Annotated in this window: 15 protein-coding genes; 5 read left to right on the top strand and 10 right to left on the bottom strand. The window is 56.8% G+C overall.

Annotated elements, in window-relative coordinates; genetic code table 11:
- A complete protein-coding gene (locus tag HFD87_RS17715) occupies positions 1-1,269 on the bottom strand; it encodes a tetratricopeptide repeat protein (protein WP_154210632.1) in 1,269 nt (422 codons plus the stop codon).
- A 92-nt stretch (positions 1,270-1,361) separates the two neighbouring features.
- Positions 1,362-2,123, bottom strand: a complete 762-nt coding sequence (gene udp, locus HFD87_RS17710; RefSeq protein ID WP_045140888.1) for a uridine phosphorylase — start codon at positions 2,121-2,123, stop codon at positions 1,362-1,364.
- A 303-nt stretch (positions 2,124-2,426) separates the two neighbouring features.
- Between udp and HFD87_RS17705 the strand changes: the two genes are divergently transcribed.
- Positions 2,427-3,260, top strand: coding sequence for a dienelactone hydrolase family protein (locus HFD87_RS17705; RefSeq protein ID WP_167423732.1), 834 nt, complete (start codon positions 2,427-2,429; stop codon positions 3,258-3,260).
- 56 nt (positions 3,261-3,316) lie between these two features.
- Here HFD87_RS17705 and metE read toward each other — a convergent pair whose 3' ends face one another.
- Positions 3,317-5,587 (bottom strand): 5-methyltetrahydropteroyltriglutamate--homocysteine S-methyltransferase, encoded by a 2,271-nt coding sequence (metE, locus tag HFD87_RS17700; protein WP_167423731.1) that lies wholly within the window; start codon positions 5,585-5,587, stop codon positions 3,317-3,319.
- A gap of 144 nt (positions 5,588-5,731) precedes the next feature.
- On the opposite strand from metE, the gene metR reads away from it, so the two are divergent.
- The gene (gene metR, locus HFD87_RS17695) at positions 5,732-6,658 is read left to right on the top strand and encodes an HTH-type transcriptional regulator MetR (RefSeq protein WP_010257274.1); all 927 of its coding nucleotides are present in this window, start codon (positions 5,732-5,734) and stop codon (positions 6,656-6,658) included.
- A gap of 83 nt (positions 6,659-6,741) precedes the next feature.
- A complete protein-coding gene (locus HFD87_RS17690; protein WP_010257278.1) occupies positions 6,742-7,221 on the top strand; it encodes a DUF1456 family protein in 480 nt (159 codons plus the stop codon).
- A gap of 511 nt (positions 7,222-7,732) precedes the next feature.
- On the opposite strand, the gene HFD87_RS17685 is transcribed toward HFD87_RS17690, so the two are convergent.
- Complete coding sequence (locus HFD87_RS17685) at positions 7,733-8,596, bottom strand: carboxylate/amino acid/amine transporter (RefSeq protein WP_124890408.1); 864 nt, start codon at positions 8,594-8,596, stop codon at positions 7,733-7,735.
- Positions 8,597-8,970: 374 nt separating this feature from the next.
- Between HFD87_RS17685 and glpT the strand changes: the two genes are divergently transcribed.
- Positions 8,971-10,311, top strand: a complete 1,341-nt coding sequence (gene glpT / locus HFD87_RS17680) for a glycerol-3-phosphate transporter (protein ID WP_010257284.1) — start codon at positions 8,971-8,973, stop codon at positions 10,309-10,311.
- Between the two features lie 49 nt (positions 10,312-10,360).
- Here glpT and yigL read toward each other — a convergent pair whose 3' ends face one another.
- Positions 10,361-11,161: a sugar/pyridoxal phosphate phosphatase YigL gene (gene yigL, locus HFD87_RS17675; protein WP_010257286.1), complete on the bottom strand. Its 801-nt coding sequence runs from the start codon at positions 11,159-11,161 to the stop codon at positions 10,361-10,363.
- Between the two features lie 52 nt (positions 11,162-11,213).
- On the bottom strand, positions 11,214-12,206 hold the full coding sequence (gene pldB / locus HFD87_RS17670) for a lysophospholipase L2 (RefSeq protein ID WP_033785774.1): 993 nt from the start codon (positions 12,204-12,206) through the stop codon (positions 11,214-11,216).
- Positions 12,207-12,318: 112 nt separating this feature from the next.
- Here pldB and rhtB point away from each other — a divergent pair, with 112 nt between their 5' ends.
- Positions 12,319-12,942, top strand: a complete 624-nt coding sequence (gene rhtB / locus HFD87_RS17665) for a homoserine/homoserine lactone efflux protein (protein ID WP_010257290.1) — start codon at positions 12,319-12,321, stop codon at positions 12,940-12,942.
- Between the two features lie 53 nt (positions 12,943-12,995).
- Here the strand turns inward: rhtB and HFD87_RS17660 are convergent, their stop codons facing one another.
- The 4 genes from HFD87_RS17660 to pldA all read right to left on the bottom strand — a co-directional run bounded on the left by HFD87_RS17660 (position 12,996) and on the right by pldA (position 17,397).
- Entirely contained in the window at positions 12,996-13,805 is an 810-nt protein-coding gene (locus tag HFD87_RS17660) for a DUF1460 domain-containing protein (protein ID WP_181955689.1), read from the bottom strand.
- 223 nt (positions 13,806-14,028) lie between these two features.
- Entirely contained in the window at positions 14,029-14,652 is a 624-nt protein-coding gene (rhtC, locus tag HFD87_RS17655) for a threonine export protein RhtC (RefSeq protein ID WP_010257296.1), read from the bottom strand.
- 12 nt (positions 14,653-14,664) lie between these two features.
- Complete coding sequence (gene recQ, locus HFD87_RS17650) at positions 14,665-16,494, bottom strand: ATP-dependent DNA helicase RecQ (protein WP_010257299.1); 1,830 nt, start codon at positions 16,492-16,494, stop codon at positions 14,665-14,667.
- Between the two features lie 24 nt (positions 16,495-16,518).
- Positions 16,519-17,397 carry a phospholipase A gene (pldA, locus tag HFD87_RS17645; protein WP_010257301.1) on the bottom strand — a complete coding sequence of 293 codons (879 nt, stop codon included), beginning with the start codon at positions 17,395-17,397 and terminating at the stop codon, positions 16,519-16,521.
- Positions 17,398-17,487: the final 90 nt, after the last annotated feature.

The raw sequence follows: 17,487 nt of genomic DNA, 5'->3' as shown, positions 1-17,487 counted from the left end.
TTACAGCGCCGCCACCGTGAGCTTGCCAGCCTGCCACTCATCAATCAGGAAAAACGGCATGGGCAATAGCCACTCACCCTTTTTAACCTGCGCCAGATAGTGCCAGGTTGTCCCGCCCGAGGTGATCGCGACGCGCTGTCTGCTTCCCTCAGCGGCGCTGGATTTGCCGGTCATACTGGCAAAACCGGCATTGCTGCCCACATGGAAATGCGGCGTCTGCCAGCGCACGGGGGCATGGTCAGGCCACGGCTGGGCCTGATGAAAATGAAACAGCGCATCGTGGCTCAGGAGGCTTTCACGCACCGTCGGCCACAACGCCACCTTGAGGAAATATTGATCGGTGAAGCGCTGGCTGCCCTGATACTGCGCAATGAAATCGCGCATCGCCTGTTCCACATCCCGGAAGACGCCGTGACAGCCGCCCCACATCCCTGCCAGCAGCAGCTCAGTATGGGAGAAGTAGTCACGCATATGGTGGAACCAGTAAGGCGACGCCAGCCAGGCGTTAACCGCCGCCGCTTCGCGCTCCGAGAGCAGCGAGTCGGCATCACGCACGATAAAACGCTTCACGCCAGGATCGTCCATCACCAGGAAACGCCACAGGGTCGGAAACAGCGTTTTCTCGTGGGACATATCGATCAGCTGGACGTGCGGCTGGTCAAGGCGCTGCCAGACATGCTGCGGCACGCTGTCATCGAGGTAGATGCGGCAGACCCAGCCGGGATAGAGCTCAGGCGCCACTTCAACGTTTTTGATTAAGGTTTCACAGTAGCGCGGCTGATCGCCATAGAGGCAGAAAGCGATGACATTCTGGTGCGGATGAGTGAGATCGACAGGCTCCGGTTGCGGAGCGGGAAACGTGGCGCGCTGCCCCTGACTGAAACGCGCATCAGAGCGCATCAGCGAGGCCAGCCCATGACGCGCCACCTCATCCTTTTTATCCAGCCAGCCACACACTTCGGTCAGGCCATCCAGCCAGGTTTCGGAGGCGGTAGCCTGCACCGCGGGCGGCGACTGATAAATCTTCTGGTAGATTTTGTACGACTTATTGTACTGACCCAGACGCAGCAGGCAGAGCGCGTAGTCGCTCAGCACCTGCATCTGATTGGGCATCGTGCGCAATACCTCTTCACAGCATTGAGCGGCCAGCGCATAGTCGCCCTGTTGCATGGCGGCACGGAAACGTTCGGCACTGCGTTCCAGCATGGCTTTGAGTGCGGCCGGATTAGCACCAGGGGCAGGACGTCGGACGGGAATCGTATTGCGCATAAAAACTCTCAGGTTTCACTGATGTTACGCGCCGTTTACTACCGGCAGCAGGTTTTGAGTCTGGACAAAAAACCTGCTGCCAGACGCGGTCGTTATAGTAAGCGACGCGCCGCTTCGACCACAATCTTCACTGCGTCACTTTCTGTCTGTTTCATGGTGACCGCATCCGGGATCTCTTTCTGAGTGCGGTTCACAATCACGCCCGCCACCATGCCGGCTCGCAGACCCTGGCTGGCGCACATGGTTAACAGTGTAGCGGATTCCATCTCATAGTTGAGAACGCCCATATCCTGCCACTCTTTCATCGATCCCCTGAAGCGACTGACTACGCGACCCGAGACGGTGTCGTAGCGCTCCTGACCCGGATAGAAGGTGTCAGAAGAGGCGGTGATGCCGATATGCGTTTTCGCGCCACAGGCTTCTGCGGCGGCAACCAGCGCGGTGGTGCAGGCGAAATCAGCCACTGCCGGGAACTCCATCGGCGCAAAATGCAGGCTGGCCCCGTCCAGGCGAACGGATGCGGTGGTCACCAGCACATCGCCGACATTGATATGCGGCTGGATAGCGCCCGTGGTACCGACACGCAGGAAGGTACGCACGCCAAGCTGCGCCAGCTCTTCGACCGCAATCGAGGTCGAAGGACCGCCAATGCCGGTTGAGCAGACCACGACTGGCTTACCATCAATTTTTGCCAGCCAGGAGGTAAATTCACGGTGTGAGGCGAGATGCGTGGCATCTTCCATCAGTCCGGCAATTTTCTTCACGCGCTCCGGATCGCCCGGCACAATCGCCAGGGTGGCGCCCTGCAGATCGGCTTTGGTCAGGCCAAGATGGAAAACGTCAGACTGTGTCATTTTCAGACTCCTGTTAAGGGAAGGTAGCGCGCCACTCTACGCCAGCACGCCCAATAAATATGTGACAACATTCACTTAAGAAAATGAAAGTTACATTTCCCGAAAGATAAATTGTGACAGCAATCACACAATAGCATCTTCCGGGTGCGGATAGCTCTCAGTGGGGCTGTGTCAGGGTCAGCGCAATGTTAAAGAGGAGGATGATTTTATTCGCTGCTGATTCTGTGACCCGACACCTGGCGCATACGCTTTCCGGCCAGGCTATAGTTACGTGATTGCGCAAATGCTTGCACGGAGAGAATAATGAAACCCAGTGATAATATGGCACAAAAACCGGCGACGGGCGGCTTTGCCCCTGCCGTGCAGCCCACCGCCTCCACCACCATCATTACCGACAGCCCGGCGATTCACGCGGGTGAAACCTCAGTGCCCAGTCAGGGCGAAAACATGCCGGCATTCTTTGCAAAACCCCAGTCAGCGGAAGGCCCGTGGCCTGTCGTACTGGTCGTGCAGGAGATCTTTGGTGTGCATGAACACATCCGGGATATCTGCCGCCGTCTGGCGCTGGAAGGCTATCTGGCGATTGCGCCTGAGCTCTATTTTCGCGAGGGCGATCCCGCTGAGTATAACGATATCCCGACGCTGTTCAGCGAGCTGGTCAGCAAAGTGCCTGACAGCCAGGTGCTGGCCGATCTCGATCATGCCGCCAACTGGGCCGCACGCAACGGCGGCGATATTCGTCGCATGGGCATCACCGGTTTTTGCTGGGGTGGTCGCATCAGCTGGCTCTACGCCGCGCATAACCCGCAATTGCGCGCCGCCGTGGCGTGGTATGGACGACTGACCGGTGAGCGTACGCTGAAGCAGCAGAAGCATCCTATTGATATTGCGGTCGATCTGAATGCGCCAGTATTAGGTTTGTATGGCGGCCAGGATGAGGGTATCCCGCTGGAGAGCGTCGAGCAGATGCGTCAGGCACTGCATGCCGCCAATGCGATCGCAGAGATCATCGTCTATCCCGAAGCGGGTCATGCCTTTAATGCTGACTATCGTGCAAGCTACCATGCTGAATCTGCCAATGATGGCTGGCAGCGGATGCTGGCCTGGTTCAGGCAGTATGGTGTTGCATCGCAGTAAATGAAAAAGGGGCGCTTATGCGCCCCTGGTTTTTTCGCCCCACCAGACCCGATTCCCTACGCCGTTTCTCCACGCAATTTCTTCGCTGCCGTCACCATGTTCGCCAGCGCCTGACGCGTTTCCGTCCAGCCACGTGTTTTCAAACCGCAGTCCGGGTTCACCCACAGACGCGCTTCCGGAATACGTTTCGCCGCCTTAAGCAACAGTGCTTCTATCCACTCCACGCTGGGGACGTTAGGCGAATGGATGTCGTAGACGCCGGGGCCGATTTCATTCGGGTAGTCGAAGTTTTCAAACGCCTCCAGCAGGTCCATGTCAGATCGCGAGGTTTCGATGGTGATCACATCGGCATCCAGCGCCGCGATAGCGTCCATGATGTCGTTAAATTCGCAGTAACACATATGGGTGTGAATCTGGGTTTCATCCCGCGCCACCGCCGCATTCAGTCGGAAGGCCTCCACCGCCCAGTTCAGGTAGGCGGCCCATTCAGACTGGTGCAGTGGCAGACCTTCACGCAGCGCAGGCTCATCAATCTGGATAATCCCGATGCCCGCCTTCTCCAGGTCTTCGACTTCATCACGCAGCGCCAGCGCGATTTGTTTCGCGATGGTTTCGCGTGACACATCTTCACGCGGGAATGACCAGCAGAGGATGGTTACCGGACCGGTCAGCATCCCTTTTACCGGCTTGTTGGTTAGCGACTGGGCATATCTGGCCCACTCAACGGTGATCGCCTCCGGACGACTGACATCGCCAATAATGACAGGCGGTTTCACACAGCGTGAACCGTAGCTCTGAACCCAGCCATTCTGTGTGAAGACAAACCCCTCCAGATGTTCGCCGAAGTACTCAACCATGTCGTTACGTTCCGCTTCACCGTGAACCAGCACATCCAGCCCCAGCCGCTCCTGTTCGAGAATCGCCTGCTTAATGTGCTCCGCGATGCCGGTGCGGTAATGGTTGCTGTCGAGCCGGCCCTGTTTAAAGTCGAGGCGCAGGCCGCGAATTTCAGTGGTCTGCGGAAAAGAGCCGATGGTGGTGGTAGGCCAGGCTGGCAGATTGAAACGCTGACGCTGCAGGACCGCCCGCACCGGATAAGCGCTCTGGCGTTCACTGTGCTGTGGGGTAATGGCCTTAATACGCTGGCCCACCGCCGCATTATGCACGCGGCGGGAGTGAGCGCGGGCGTGTACCGGTGCGCTCCAGGCTTCCAGCGCCGTCGCATCGTTGTTGTTGAGTGCCTGACTCAGCAGTGATAGCTCGGCACATTTCTGCAGCGCAAAGGCGAACCAGCTGTTGACTTCATCATCCAGACGGGTCTCGACGCTCAGGTCGATAGGGCTGTGCAGCAGCGAGCAGGAGGAGCCGATCCACACCTGTTCACGCGCTCTGGTCAGCGGTTGCAAGCGGCTGAACCAGCGGCTCAGATCGGCGCGCCAGACGTTGCGTCCGTTGATCACGCCGAGCGACAGCAGCCAGCTGGCGGGCAGTTGCTGATTCAGTTGCTGAATATCATCACGACCATGGACCAGATCGACATGCAGCCCCTGCACCGGCAGCGCACGAATCACATCAATGTTCTGGCCGATGCTGTCAAAATAGGTGGTCAGAAGCAGTTTGCTGTGACCCTGCAGTGCGTCATACGCCGGCTGGAAGGCTTCGCGCCACGTCTGCGGCAGCTCCAGTGCCAGAGCGGGTTCATCAATCTGTACCCATTCGATGCCGCGCTTAGCCAGTTCCGCCAGCACCTGCTGATAGACCGGAAGAATCCCCTCCAGCAGTGACAGACGTTCAAACGGCTCACCCTTCACTTTACCCAGCCACAGATAAGTCAACGGCCCCAGCAGCACTGGCTTGATGTTGTGTCCCAGCGCCAGTGCCTCATCCACCTCATCCAGCAGCTGGGTCCAGGTCAGTTTAAACGTCTGACCCTGGGTAAACTCCGGCACCATGTAGTGATAGTTGGTGTTAAACCATTTGGTCATTTCTGCCGCCGCCGCAGGCTCACCGGTCGGCGCACGACCGCGTCCCAGGCGGAACAGGGTGTCGAGGTCCACGGTGCCGGCTTTGTTCTGATGACGCGCGGGCACGTTACCCAGCATCAGGCTGGTGGTCAGCACATGGTCATACCAGGCGAAATCGCCGACCGGCAGCAGATCGACGCCCGCCTCTTTCTGTTGTTGCCAGTGTCGTGCACGCAGCTCACGGCCCGTCGCCAGTAATGCCTGCTGCGTGCTGTCGCCAGCCCAGTAGCTCTCCAGCGCTTTTTTCAGTTCACGGCGCAGGCCAATACGGGGAAAGCCGAGGGTATGGTTCAGGATAGTCATGTGCTGTTCTCCAGATAATCTTTCACTTTGGCTTAAATGGGCAGCCAAAGATGTTTAGCCGTCCAGATGTTTACACTGCTATACTCTGCGGGTACTGTATATTGCTCAAGCGCAATATGTTCATTTTCGATGTGAAGGACTCTCATGATCGAACTCAAGCACCTGCGGACGCTTCAGGCTCTGCGCAATACGGGCTCGCTGGCGGCGGCGGCGGCCCAGCTTCATCAGACGCAATCGGCGTTGTCTCATCAGTTCAGCGATCTGGAGCAGCGGCTGGGATTCCGCCTGTTCGTGCGTAAAAGTCAGCCGCTGCGCTTTACGCCGCAGGGCGATATTCTGCTGCAGCTGGCAGAGCAGGTGCTGCCGCAGATTCAGCAGGCATTGCAGGCCTGCCATGAGCCGCATCAGACCACGCTGCGGGTGGCGATAGAGTGTCATAGCTGCATCCAGTGGCTGACTCCCGCGCTGGATAAATTCCGCCAGAGCTGGCCGCAGGTGGTGATGGATTTCAAATCGGGCGTGACCTTTGATCCTCAACCCGCCCTGCAACAGGGTGAGCTGGATGTGGTGCTGACCTCCGATATCCTGGCGCGCTCGGGTCTGTTCTACTCCCCGATGTTTGATTATGAAGTGCGGCTGGTGCTGGCAACGGATCACCCGCTGGCGAAGGTTGAGCAGATTTCGCCGGAAGATCTAGCCGATGAGGTGTTGATGATCTATCCGGTGCAGCGTCAGCGTCTGGATATCTGGCGTCACTTCCTGCAGCCCGCAGGCGTCAGTCCGGCACTGAAAAGTGTGGATAATACCCTGCTGATGATTCAGATGGTCTCGGCACGTATGGGGATTGCCGCGCTGCCGCACTGGGTGGTGGAGAGTTTTGAGAAGCAGGGTCTGGTGGTCACCCGCACGCTGGGCGATGGCCTGTGGAGCCGTCTTTATGCGGCCGTGCGCGAAGGGGAGCAACGTCAGCCGGTGCTGGAAGCGTTTATCCGCTTTGCCCGTCAGCACGCCTGTGAGCATCTGCCTTTTGTGCGCGACGCCGCGCTGCCCGGTGCGGTGTTGCAGCGATAATCTGGCGGGCACAAACCTGCGCGAAGGCGGGCAAAATCCCCTATAATGCGCAGCCTGTCGACTGACCACGAGAAGATTTCACCATGACTAACAATGATATTCTGCGCAGCGTGCGCTATATGCTCAACCTGAGCGATGCCAAAATGGTGGAGATTTTTGCGCTGGCGCAATGTGACGTGCCGCTGGCGGATATTCAGGCGTGGCTGAAAAAAGATGACGATGCTGCGTTCCGTCCCTGCCCCGATGTGCTGATGGGTTATTTCCTGAATGGCCTGATCTTCTACCGTCGCGGCAAAAGTGAAGATGCGCCCGCGCCGTCGATTGAGCGCAAGATGACCAATAACATCTTCATGAGAAAGCTGCGTATCGCTTTTGATCTGAAAACCACCGACATTCCTGATGTACTGAAACGCGTGAATTTTACCGTTTCACAGGCTGAGATTGGTGCGATTTTCCGCAAACCTGATCATAAGAACTATCGCGAATGCGGCGATCAGATTCTGCGTAACTTCCTGAAAGGGCTGGCGATGATTCAGCGTCCTAAGAGTGAAAAGCCTGCTTAACGTCTGTGGCTGATCGCTTCGGGTACCTGCGTGGTCAGAAGTGGCGCATCTGATCGCAAAGAAAGCCTGCATCCATGCAGCACGGCCTCGCCATCCCTGGCTCGGACGCTTTGCTCCTCAGTTGCGCCACCTCTTCCCTTAAGCTTCTTCATGGCTTTTTAATCAGCAACACCAGGCCAGCCCTGGGGAGTGAAAGCGGGTCATCGGTAGAGCCTTCGTCGCAGGGGAAAAAAGCGCCGGGAGCATTTCTGAACCATCCTGGAAGATTCCTTCGCGATCGCACACGCCAGCTCCATCGCGAATGCTCTACGTTTCAGCGCTCCATCCCCTCCTTCATATTCGCTCTGAGCCCCTGGTTCAACTGCGATGATGCTGTTAAGTCTCCAGGGCTGGCGCGTCTGAAGAGCGAAGCGTCCGGGCCAGGGATGGCCCGGCCGATCCACAGGGATGTGAGATTCCTTCGCGATCGGACGCGCCAGCCCGGGAGGCCGCACCCATGCAACAGCCCTGTTTATGATCGGTCACTGCGCCCCACCACCCAGCGCTTATGCACCCACAACGAGGCGAGGATCACCAGTGCGCCCGCAATAAAGCTTGGCCAGTGCGGTTTCTCCTGCCAGATAGCCAGATTCACCAGCAGCCCGGCAGGAACGTGCATGTTATTCATAATGCCCAGCGTGCCGGCATCGACCTGGGTCGCACCATAATTCCACATAAAATAGCCGAGACCGGAAGCCGCAATGCCCAGCCAGACCAGAATGCCCCACTGCAATGAGGTGGTCGGCAACTTCTGTGGATTGCCCCAGGCACACCAGGCGATCACCGCAATCAACACCGCACCCAGATAGAACCAGGAGAAGGCCGTGTGCTGCGGCATCGGGCGGGTCTCCTGCAGACGCTTATAGCCCACCATTCCCGCCGCAAAGCAGATATTTGCCAGTTGCACTAACAGCAGACCAAACCAGAAATGATCGCTGACTTTGTCATAGCGAATAATGGCCGCACCCGCCACAGCCAGTAGTGCACTGAAGATATAGCCGATGCGCAGTGGACGACGGCTGATCAGATCGTAAATCAGCGTCACATAAAGCGGCGTCATCACCGTAAACAGCAGGAATTCCGACACGCTAAGGTAGAGATAGGCTTCGAAACTCAGCAGATACATCACGCCCAGCTGCAGCATCCCGACCAGCATGTAAAGCAACAGCGTTGAAGGGCGATGACCACGCCAGCGCAGGAAAGGTAAAAATACCAGCGCAGCCAGCGCCAGTCGCATCAGTACAGAGAACCAGCTGTCTACCTGCCCGGCAAGGTATTCGCCAATCAGACTGAACGAAAAGGCCCACAGAATGGTGGTAATAATCAATAAAAACACGGTGACGACCCCGAAATTAACAGGCCGTCAGTGTAAACAATGTGCTGCCATCAGGCTGTGAAATCTGGTTGACATCTGATTACAAACCAGGCGATCAGAATAGCCATCGGAAAAGGGCTTTCGCTTCCTGACATAACTGTCTGCATAAAGATCTTTCAGCCAGATAAAATGCGCGAAATGATCCATCGCATGATCACTTCCGCTCCAGAATGTAATAAAAGTGTAACAAATGTGTCATTCATCACAGTAACGTTGCGCAACTAACACTATTCTTTGCGCGAAATGGAACATTCTGCGTCCATTTTCTTCTGCTCTTTTCCTGCTCCAACCTGCTGGGAATTAAAAACCATAATGTGCCCTGGAGGGCCTCACTGATGCTGAGCATTTTTAAACCTGCACCACGTCAGCCGCAGGTGGCGGAGGATCACGTTGATCCGCTCTACCGTCGTCTGCGCTGGCAAATTTTCATCGGGATCTTCTTTGGTTACGCCGCCTACTATCTGGTCAGAAAAAACTTCGCACTCGCCATGCCCTATCTGGTAGAGCAGGGTTTTTCACGTGGCGATCTCGGTTTTGCCTTATCCGGCATCTCCATCGCCTACGGCTTTTCAAAATTCATCATGGGATCGGTCTCTGACCGCTCAAACCCGCGCGTCTTCTTACCGGCAGGCCTGATTCTGGCTGCGACAGTGATGCTGATCATGGGATTCGTTCCCTGGGCCACCTCCAGCATTATGGTGATGTTCGTGCTGCTGTTTATCTGCGGCTGGTTCCAGGGCATGGGCTGGCCACCTTGTGGACGTACCATGGTTCACTGGTGGTCGCAGAAAGAGCGCGGCAGGATCGTTTCGGTCTGGAACTGCGCCCATAATGTCGGCGGCGGTATTCCGCCTCTGCTGTTCCTGCTCGGTATGGCATGGTTCAACGACTGGAAAGCGGCACTCTATATGCCGGCATTTGGCGCCATCGCCATTGCGATTCTGGCCTTTGCGCTGATGCGCGATACGCCGCAATCCTGTGGTCTGCCACCGATTGAAGAGTACAAAAACGACTATCCGCCCGACTACGATGCCAGCCATGAGGAGGAGCTGACGGCTAAACAGATCTTCATGAAATATGTGCTGCCGAACAAGCTGCTGTGGTACATCGCGCTGGCCAACGTATTTGTTTATCTGCTGCGCTACGGCATTCTCGACTGGTCGCCGACCTATCTCAGAGAAGTAAAACACTTCACGCTGGATAAATCGTCCTGGGCTTACTTCCTGTATGAGTATGCGGGGATCCCCGGAACGCTGCTGTGCGGCTGGATGTCGGACAAAGTGTTCCGCGGTAATCGCGGTGCGACCGGGGTGTTCTTTATGACGTTGGTAACCATCGCGACCGTGATCTACTGGCTTAACCCGGCGGGCAATCCTGGCGTCGATATGGCCTGTATGATTGTGATTGGCTTCCTGATCTACGGTCCGGTGATGCTGATTGGTCTGCACGCGCTGGAGCTGGCCCCGAAAAAAGCGGCGGGGACGGCGGCGGGCTTCACCGGCCTGTTCGGCTATCTGGGTGGATCGGTGGCGGCCAGCGCCATTGTCGGTTACACCGTCGATTACTTCGGCTGGGACGGCGGCTTCATGGTGATGATTGCTGGCTGTGTGCTGGCGGTTATCCTGCTGTTACTGACCATGGTCAGCGAACACAAACACAAAAAGACCCCTGCCTGACGGCAATAAAAAAGGGCCGGATATCCGGCCCTTTTTTTGCGCTGACGGCTTAAGCAAGATAGAGCGTGCGCAGCGTCTGCGGCACGGCATCATCGGCATTTGAACCGATCACATCCAGCTCCGGCAGCGTATCTTTCAACCGCTGATGGGCGTTCTGCATGATAAATCCCTTACCCGCCATGCTCAGCATCTCCACATCGTTCATGCCGTCGCCAAAGGCGATACAGCTTTCCAGTGAGTGGCCCAGCGTTTTCGCGACCGCTTCCAGCGCATGCCCTTTCGACACGCCGCCCGCCATCACTTCCAGACAGGTAGGCAGTGAGAAACTGACGTTAACCCGATCGCCCCAGCGCGCTTCAATCGCCTGTTCCATCGGGATCAGATGCTCGGGATTTTCGCAGGTGAAAAAGACCTTGCTGATATTATCGGTTGGCAGCAGACCCGGCTCATAGACCTGATAGTTGAACACCGACTCGCGGAAATAGTCCTGCTCAGCCGGGCTTGAGCGGCTGACAAACCACTCATCGTCGCGGTAAACGTGGGTCAGAATATCGCTGTGATGATATTGCAGGCCAAACAGATCGCTGGCGATATCCTCATCCAGATTATGACTGAACACCAGTTCGCCCTCGGCGTTGTGCACGCGCGCGCCGTTTGAGGTGATCATATAGGCCGGAATCGCCAGGCTGTCGCGCATCTGTCCGACATCGATATGATGACGGCCGGTGGCGAATATAAAGTGAATATCTTTCGCGACCAGCTGCTGCAGCGTTTCACGCGCAAAAGGGGTCAGACGATGTTCGGGAGAAAGCAGCGTGCCATCCAGATCGGATGCAACGATGTGATACATGAAAACCTCGGGTATCTGGTTCTGCCGGCCTTAACCGGTCGGATAAATAACGTCAGTGGTGCGAGGAAAAGAAGTCGACCACTGCATTGAGTGCTTCGGCGCGCATCTCATCCTTTTCAAACAGGATCTCATGACGCGCACCGTCGATCACCCGTGGCTTATTGCCCTCACACGGATGACCCGCCGCTGCCATCGCGGCACAAAAAAGGTCCTGCGAACGATTGTCGACCACCCGATCATCGCTGGCCTGTAACAGCAGCAGTGGCGTGGTGATCTTATCGACCTGACTGATGATGTTGCGACCTGCATGGATGCCTTCACGTACCCAATGGTAGGTTGGCCCGCCAACGCGAATCGCCGGATCGTCCGCATAAAAGCGCAGATTTCGCCGGTAACGCTCGGTGCTGTGCGTCAGCCGGTTAATGCCAAACGGATGCGCACGCCAGCGGCCGGTGCCGAGCGCATAGCCATCGCGCATGGCCGGACGCTTCTCCGCCCAGTCCAGGATCCGACGGGCCAGAAAAGAGGGCAACGGTAAAGCAATGCCAAACATCGGCGCCACCAGCGCGACCGCATGAAACGCCTGCGGCTGACGCGCCAGAAACAGCGTTAAGATTGCGCCGCCCATGGAGTGAGCCAGCGCATAGCGCTGCTGGTAGTGACCGCTGATAATCTCTTTCAGATAGAGCGTTTCAAGGTCGTCGACATAATGGGTAAATTCCGCCACGTGACCGCGGTGTGAATCTTCCAGCAGGCGATCGGAACGCCCCTGACCGCGATGGTCAAGGATCACCACATCAAATCCGCAGTGAAACAGATCGTACGCCAGCTCAGGATATTTTATGTAACTCTCGATGCGTCCCGGCACAATCAGGATCACACGCTTGTGTTGCGGTGATGTGAAGCGGACGTAGCGCAGCGTCAGATTACCCACGCCGGTAAACTCAAGCTCTTCGCGGCTGTGCCAGAAATCGAGCAGTGGCCCGGTAGCGAAGGCAGCAAAGGCTTTTTCTCGTCGCAGCCAGCTGGCTTTGTGTTGATTCATTCGCCCTCCTGATGACCGGATACAGAGTCCTGAATGCCATGCGCAGGCCGTAGCGCCGCGCTTATTTCTGGCGTATTGTGTCACAATTCCGCTACTAAAGAGAGCCTGACCCATGACCATCGAATGGTGGCTGACCTATCTGCTTACCACTACAATTCTCAGCCTGTCGCCCGGTTCCGGCGCAATCAACACCATGAGTACCGGTATCAGCCACGGCTATCGCGGCACGGTGGCCTCTATCTCCGGTTTGCAGGTCGGCCTGGCGCTGCATATCGTGCTGGTCGGCATCGGTCTGGGCGCGCTGTTTTCTCAGTCGCTGCTGGCGTTTGAGATTCTGAAATGGGCCGGTGCGGCCTATCTGGTCTGGCTGGGTATTCAGCAGTGGCGCTCAGCGGGTGGCATTGATCTGGATGCAGTCGCCAGAGCGATGCCGCGTCGTCGCCTGTTCAAACGCGCCGTGCTGGTTAACCTGACCAACCCGAAAAGTATCGTCTTTCTCGCCGCCCTGTTCCCGCAATTTATTCAGCCGCATCAGCCGCTATTTATGCAGTATCTGGTGCTGGGCGTCACCACCGTTGTGGTCGATATCATCGTGATGATTGGCTACGCCACGCTGGCAACGCGGATTGCGGGCTGGATTAAGGGACCAAAACAGATGAAGTTAATGAACCGCATTTTTGGCGGGCTGTTTATGGCGGTAGGCGCGCTGCTCGCCAGCGCCAGAAAAATCGCTTAACGTCTGACGCGCCGAATTCGGCGCGAAAGATTATCCCTTCTTCCCTGGCGCCGCTACGGCGCTGTCAGTGGAACCACACGCAACACAATGATGCCCGGCTTCGAGCGCATATATTCCCTGAACGGCGCATCGACAACTTTTCGATTAACGGCCAGCGAAGAGGCGTTCCTGAACCATAAGCGGCCATCATGCCGGACAGCAATCCCCACATGCGTAACATCCAGGCTCTGACTGGTGGCGTAAACCCCCACGTAATCGCCGGTCTGAATCTGGTTCAGCACCTGCGGTGTGATCGCCCGGGCCGGAATGTAAGTGATACGACGTGCAATCACACCCAGACCGGGCACCTGTTCTGCTCCGCTGGCCTGACGATTCAGATGCTTCACCACCGTCACCGTATCCGGGCTAAGGGTGCGGGTCACGTCATCGGCATTGCGCGGGCTATCGGCAAACCAGTCGGAGAAAAAGTGGCGACGATTCCGGTAGCTGACCTCACCGCCAGCGTAGCGGGTCCGAATCAGGTTAGCCTCAAAGCTGGCACGATCGTGGCTGCGGCTCAGCGCCTGCACATAATCAAGCAGCGTGTAACAATCCACACCGTTGAAATTGATCACCAGCGCTTCCGGACGCGTGGAAGAACCGATCAGCGTATCCGCTTCATAGGGTGTCCCGAGAAACGTCGCAGAGATCCGGCTAATCCTTTCGCCCTGCGTCTGATCGACATCGGGCAGCGTCTGCATCAGGATCGAGGTGACCTCATCGGTCTGGCCCGGCTCTGGCGCAGGGTTGCGGGCGGCATCCGGCGAGGCGCAGGCGCTGATACAGGCCGTCATCAACATCAGTAATATGAACTTCACTCTCATCATCCTCTCCATAAACGTTGCGCCTGCTTCCCGACTTTAATGGAGATATGGATATGAATGATTAATAAAGAGTGACGATTTATCTGCGGTTGCAACAGCAAAACTCCCTGAGCCCTGGAATGTGACATCCGTCACACAAGCAAACTCTCTGGAGGAAGCGACAGCAAGGGAGGTTTCTGCCGGAGGCGCAACGCGCACTCCGGCATAAGGGCTGAAACGGTGTTTAACGCGAAAGAATCAGGTGGATACCAAAACCGGCAAACAGTACGCCGGCCATGCCATCGACCCATTTCGCCAGTCGCTGATACTTGGCGCGGATCCACGGCAGCGCAAAAATCGCCGCCACCAGGGTAAACCAGGCAAAAGTTTCACCGACAATCAGCAGGAACAGACCCCAGCGCTCCGCCGAACCGACATCGTCGCCAACAAACAGCGAGAAGACGCTACCGAAGTAGATAATGGCTTTAGGATTCGACAGGTTCGTCAGCAGGCCTTTGAGAAAGCTCATGCCGCGTTTCGGCAACGCAACCACCGGCTCATCCTGCTGCGGCTGTTTGTGACGCTGACGTGCCGAGCACATCAGCTGCCAGCCCATCCACAACAGATAAAGTCCACCGCCGACCATGATGATCTGATGCAGCCAGGCCATTTTTTCCAGAATCAGATGCAGCCCCATCAGCGCCACACCCGCCCAGACCACAATGCCCAGCGTAATGCCCAGTACACCCATCATCGCCTCTTTGCGCGAGCGGCTGGCGGCAGTCTGTGACACGAAAAAGAAATCGGGGCCGGGGCTCATCAGTGCCACCAGATGCACCAGCGCCACAGTGGCAAATAACATCAGCATAATCAGTGTCCTTTACTCTTCATCATCAAGATGCTCTTTGATCATCACCAGGAAAGGTTTGCCAAAGCGCTCCAGTTTGCGGTGACCCACGCCGTTGACGCTGAGCATCTCGGACGCGCTGACCGGCATCTGTTCTGCCATCTCTATCAGTGTGGCGTCATTGAACACCACGTAAGGCGGAATATTCTCTTCATCGGCGATCGCTTTTCGCAGCTTACGCAGCTTGGCGAACAGTTTGCGATCGTAGTTGCCACCGTGAAACTTCGCCGGACTGCTGCTTTTTGTTTTTGCGGTGATCAAACGCGGCACCGCCAGCATCAGTGGCACTTCACCGCGCAGCACCGGGCGCGCCGCTTCGGTGAGCTGCAGAGCCGAATGCATAGCGATGTTCTGCGTCACCAGCCCCAGATGGATTAGCTGACGTAACACGCTCACCCAATGTTCGTGGCTCTGATCTTTGCCCAGTCCATAGACCGGCAGTTTGTCATGGCCCTGCTCTCGGATACGCTGATTGTTGGACCCGCGCAGCACCTCAACGATATAGCCCATACCAAAACGCTGACCCACGCGGTAGATGCCGGAGAGCGCTTTTTGCGCTTCAACCAGGCCGTCATACCGTTTGGGTGGGTCGAGACAGATATCGCAGTTATCGCACGGCTGCTGGCGGCCCTCGCCAAAATAGTTCAGCAATACCAGACGGCGGCAGGTCTGCGCTTCAGCAAACGCGCCCATGGCGTTGAGTTTGTGACGCTCAATATCCTGCAGCGGTCCGGGCACTTTCTCTTCCAGACATTTACGCAGCCAGGCCATATCGGCCGGGTCGTAAAGCATCATCGCTTCGGCAGGCAGACCATCACGTCCGGCTCGCCCGGTTTCCTGATAATAGGACTCGATGTTGCGCGGGATATCGAAGTGGACCACAAAACGGACGTTGGGCTTGTTGATGCCCATGCCAAAGGCCACCGTCGCCACCACGATTTGCAGATCGTCACGCTGAAACGCTTCCTGCACCCGGCCACGCTGTTCGCTGTCGATACCGGCGTGGTATGCCCCGACGCTGAACCCCCGGCTTTGCAGTCGCGCGGCGGTGTCTTCCACCTTCGCCCGACTGTTGCAGTAGATAATGCCGCACTTGCCGCGCTGATCCTGAACGTAACGCAGCAGCTGATCGGTGGGTTTAAATTTCTCCACCAGCGTGTAGCGAATATTGGGGCGGTCAAAACTGCTGATCTGGATCAGCGGATCCTGCATATGCAGCAGGTTAACGATGTCGTTGCGGGTGGTTTCATCCGCGGTCGCGGTCAGCGCCATTACCGGTAATTCCGGGAAGCGCTGACGCATCTTGCCGAGTGCGCCATATTCCGGGCGGAAATCGTGGCCCCACTGGGAAATACAGTGCGCTTCATCCACCGCCAGCATCGCCGGTTGCCAGTGCGCCAGACTGTCCAGGAAGTTATCCATCATCAGGCGTTCCGGGGCGATGTAGAGCAGCTTAACCCGACCGGTTCGGCAGTCGGCCATCACCGTCTGCTGCTGATCGCGCGTCATGGTGGAGTTGAGATACGCCGCCGCCACGCCGTTCGCCAGCAGCTGATCGACCTGATCTTTCATCAGCGAGATCAGCGGCGACACCACCAGCGTCAGCCCCTCGCGCACCAGCGCAGGGATCTGATAACAGAGCGATTTACCACCGCCGGTGGGCATCACCACCAGACAATCGCGCCCGCTCAGCGCCTCATTGATGATCGTCTGCTGACCGGGACGAAAATGCTGGTAGCCGAAGGTATCCTGCAATACCTGCTGCGCCAGCGCTTCCTGATTAAGAACTGCCGAGGTTGCCACGCGATTCCTGTCTTTCGTTATGGATTAGAACAAGTCGTTAAGTGTTACACCCACACCCAGACGCGTCTGGCGATGGTTGTAATCGATCAGTGATTCACCGTAACCGCTAAACACCTGAGTATAGAAGCGAACGTGCTCAGTGATAGGGTAGCTCCAGCCCAGGGTCGCGCCGCCATAACCGCTGTTCCAGTTATAGTTACCCTCTACGCTGAAGATATTGTCGCCGAGCTTATAGCCCAGACGGGTGCGGTAGTAACCCATGTATTTGGTGATATCAGGATTATCATCGCTGTTCGCCCCTTCAGGGATGCGATACCAGGGTTTGATTTCCGCCAGGAAGTTACCATTCTCTGCCATCAGACGCGCATAGACGCGGTTCCAGCTGCGCGAGGTGGGATCGCTTCGTCCATTGGATTGGTGATTCAGACCCACTTCGACATCACGCAGTGTCCAGCCCGCCAGCGAATAGTCGGTCGCCCAGCCTAGGAAAATCTGCGGCTCATAGTTGGTCTCACGGAATGGCGATGACTCAGCGCTATTCGACAGCTGCCACCAGGAACGCTGGGTGTAAGAGGCTGCCAGCACCGAGTTGTCGCCCAGAATACCGCGCCACAGCGGAAACGCCAGGCTGAGCTGGAATTTCACTTCATCTTTGCGGGCATTCTCTCCCCAGTTATAGGAGGAGATCGCCTCTTTATTGAGGTCGCTGGTATAGGTATAAAGCAGATAGTTGTTCTCGTAAGGATAGAGAACAAACGGGTTGTCATGCTTCTCCAGCAGGTTAGCAATAATGCTGCCCTGAACCTGTGGCGCGTCATGAACCTCTTTAATATGGGCTTCATCCGCCTGCGCCAGCGCAGGAAATATCAACATTGCCGCCAGCAAGGCGCGATGCTTACGCATATAATTCTCCGGTGAGCAGCTGCGTATCAGAATAACTGAAAGGGTGTCGTAAAAAGCAGGCCATTCTACACGCAAATGGCAGTGAGCATG

Origin of the sequence: Pantoea sp. EKM21T, from assembly GCF_011800405.1 — a bacterium.
Lineage (GTDB): Bacteria > Pseudomonadota > Gammaproteobacteria > Enterobacterales > Enterobacteriaceae > Pantoea > Pantoea agglomerans.
This window is presented reverse-complemented; position numbering and strand designations above follow the sequence as displayed.

Excerpts from the sequence above, each read along its gene's own strand:
- HFD87_RS17715 (WP_154210632.1), bottom strand. The coding sequence starts at position 1,269 with ATGCGCAATACGATTCCCGTCCGACGTCCTGCCCCTGGTGCTAATCCG.
- udp (WP_045140888.1), bottom strand. The coding sequence starts at position 2,123 with ATGACACAGTCTGACGTTTTCCATCTTGGCCTGACCAAAGCCGATCTG.
- HFD87_RS17705 (WP_167423732.1), top strand. The coding sequence starts at position 2,427 with ATGAAACCCAGTGATAATATGGCACAAAAACCGGCGACGGGCGGCTTT.
- metE (WP_167423731.1), bottom strand. The coding sequence starts at position 5,587 with ATGACTATCCTGAACCATACCCTCGGCTTTCCCCGTATTGGCCTGCGC.
- metR (WP_010257274.1), top strand. The coding sequence starts at position 5,732 with ATGATCGAACTCAAGCACCTGCGGACGCTTCAGGCTCTGCGCAATACG.
- HFD87_RS17690 (WP_010257278.1), top strand. The coding sequence starts at position 6,742 with ATGACTAACAATGATATTCTGCGCAGCGTGCGCTATATGCTCAACCTG.
- glpT (WP_010257284.1), top strand. The coding sequence starts at position 8,971 with ATGCTGAGCATTTTTAAACCTGCACCACGTCAGCCGCAGGTGGCGGAG.
- yigL (WP_010257286.1), bottom strand. The coding sequence starts at position 11,161 with ATGTATCACATCGTTGCATCCGATCTGGATGGCACGCTGCTTTCTCCC.
- pldB (WP_033785774.1), bottom strand. The coding sequence starts at position 12,206 with ATGAATCAACACAAAGCCAGCTGGCTGCGACGAGAAAAAGCCTTTGCT.
- rhtB (WP_010257290.1), top strand. The coding sequence starts at position 12,319 with ATGACCATCGAATGGTGGCTGACCTATCTGCTTACCACTACAATTCTC.
- HFD87_RS17660 (WP_181955689.1), bottom strand. The coding sequence starts at position 13,805 with ATGAGAGTGAAGTTCATATTACTGATGTTGATGACGGCCTGTATCAGC.
- rhtC (WP_010257296.1), bottom strand. The coding sequence starts at position 14,652 with ATGCTGATGTTATTTGCCACTGTGGCGCTGGTGCATCTGGTGGCACTG.
- pldA (WP_010257301.1), bottom strand. The coding sequence starts at position 17,397 with ATGCGTAAGCATCGCGCCTTGCTGGCGGCAATGTTGATATTTCCTGCG.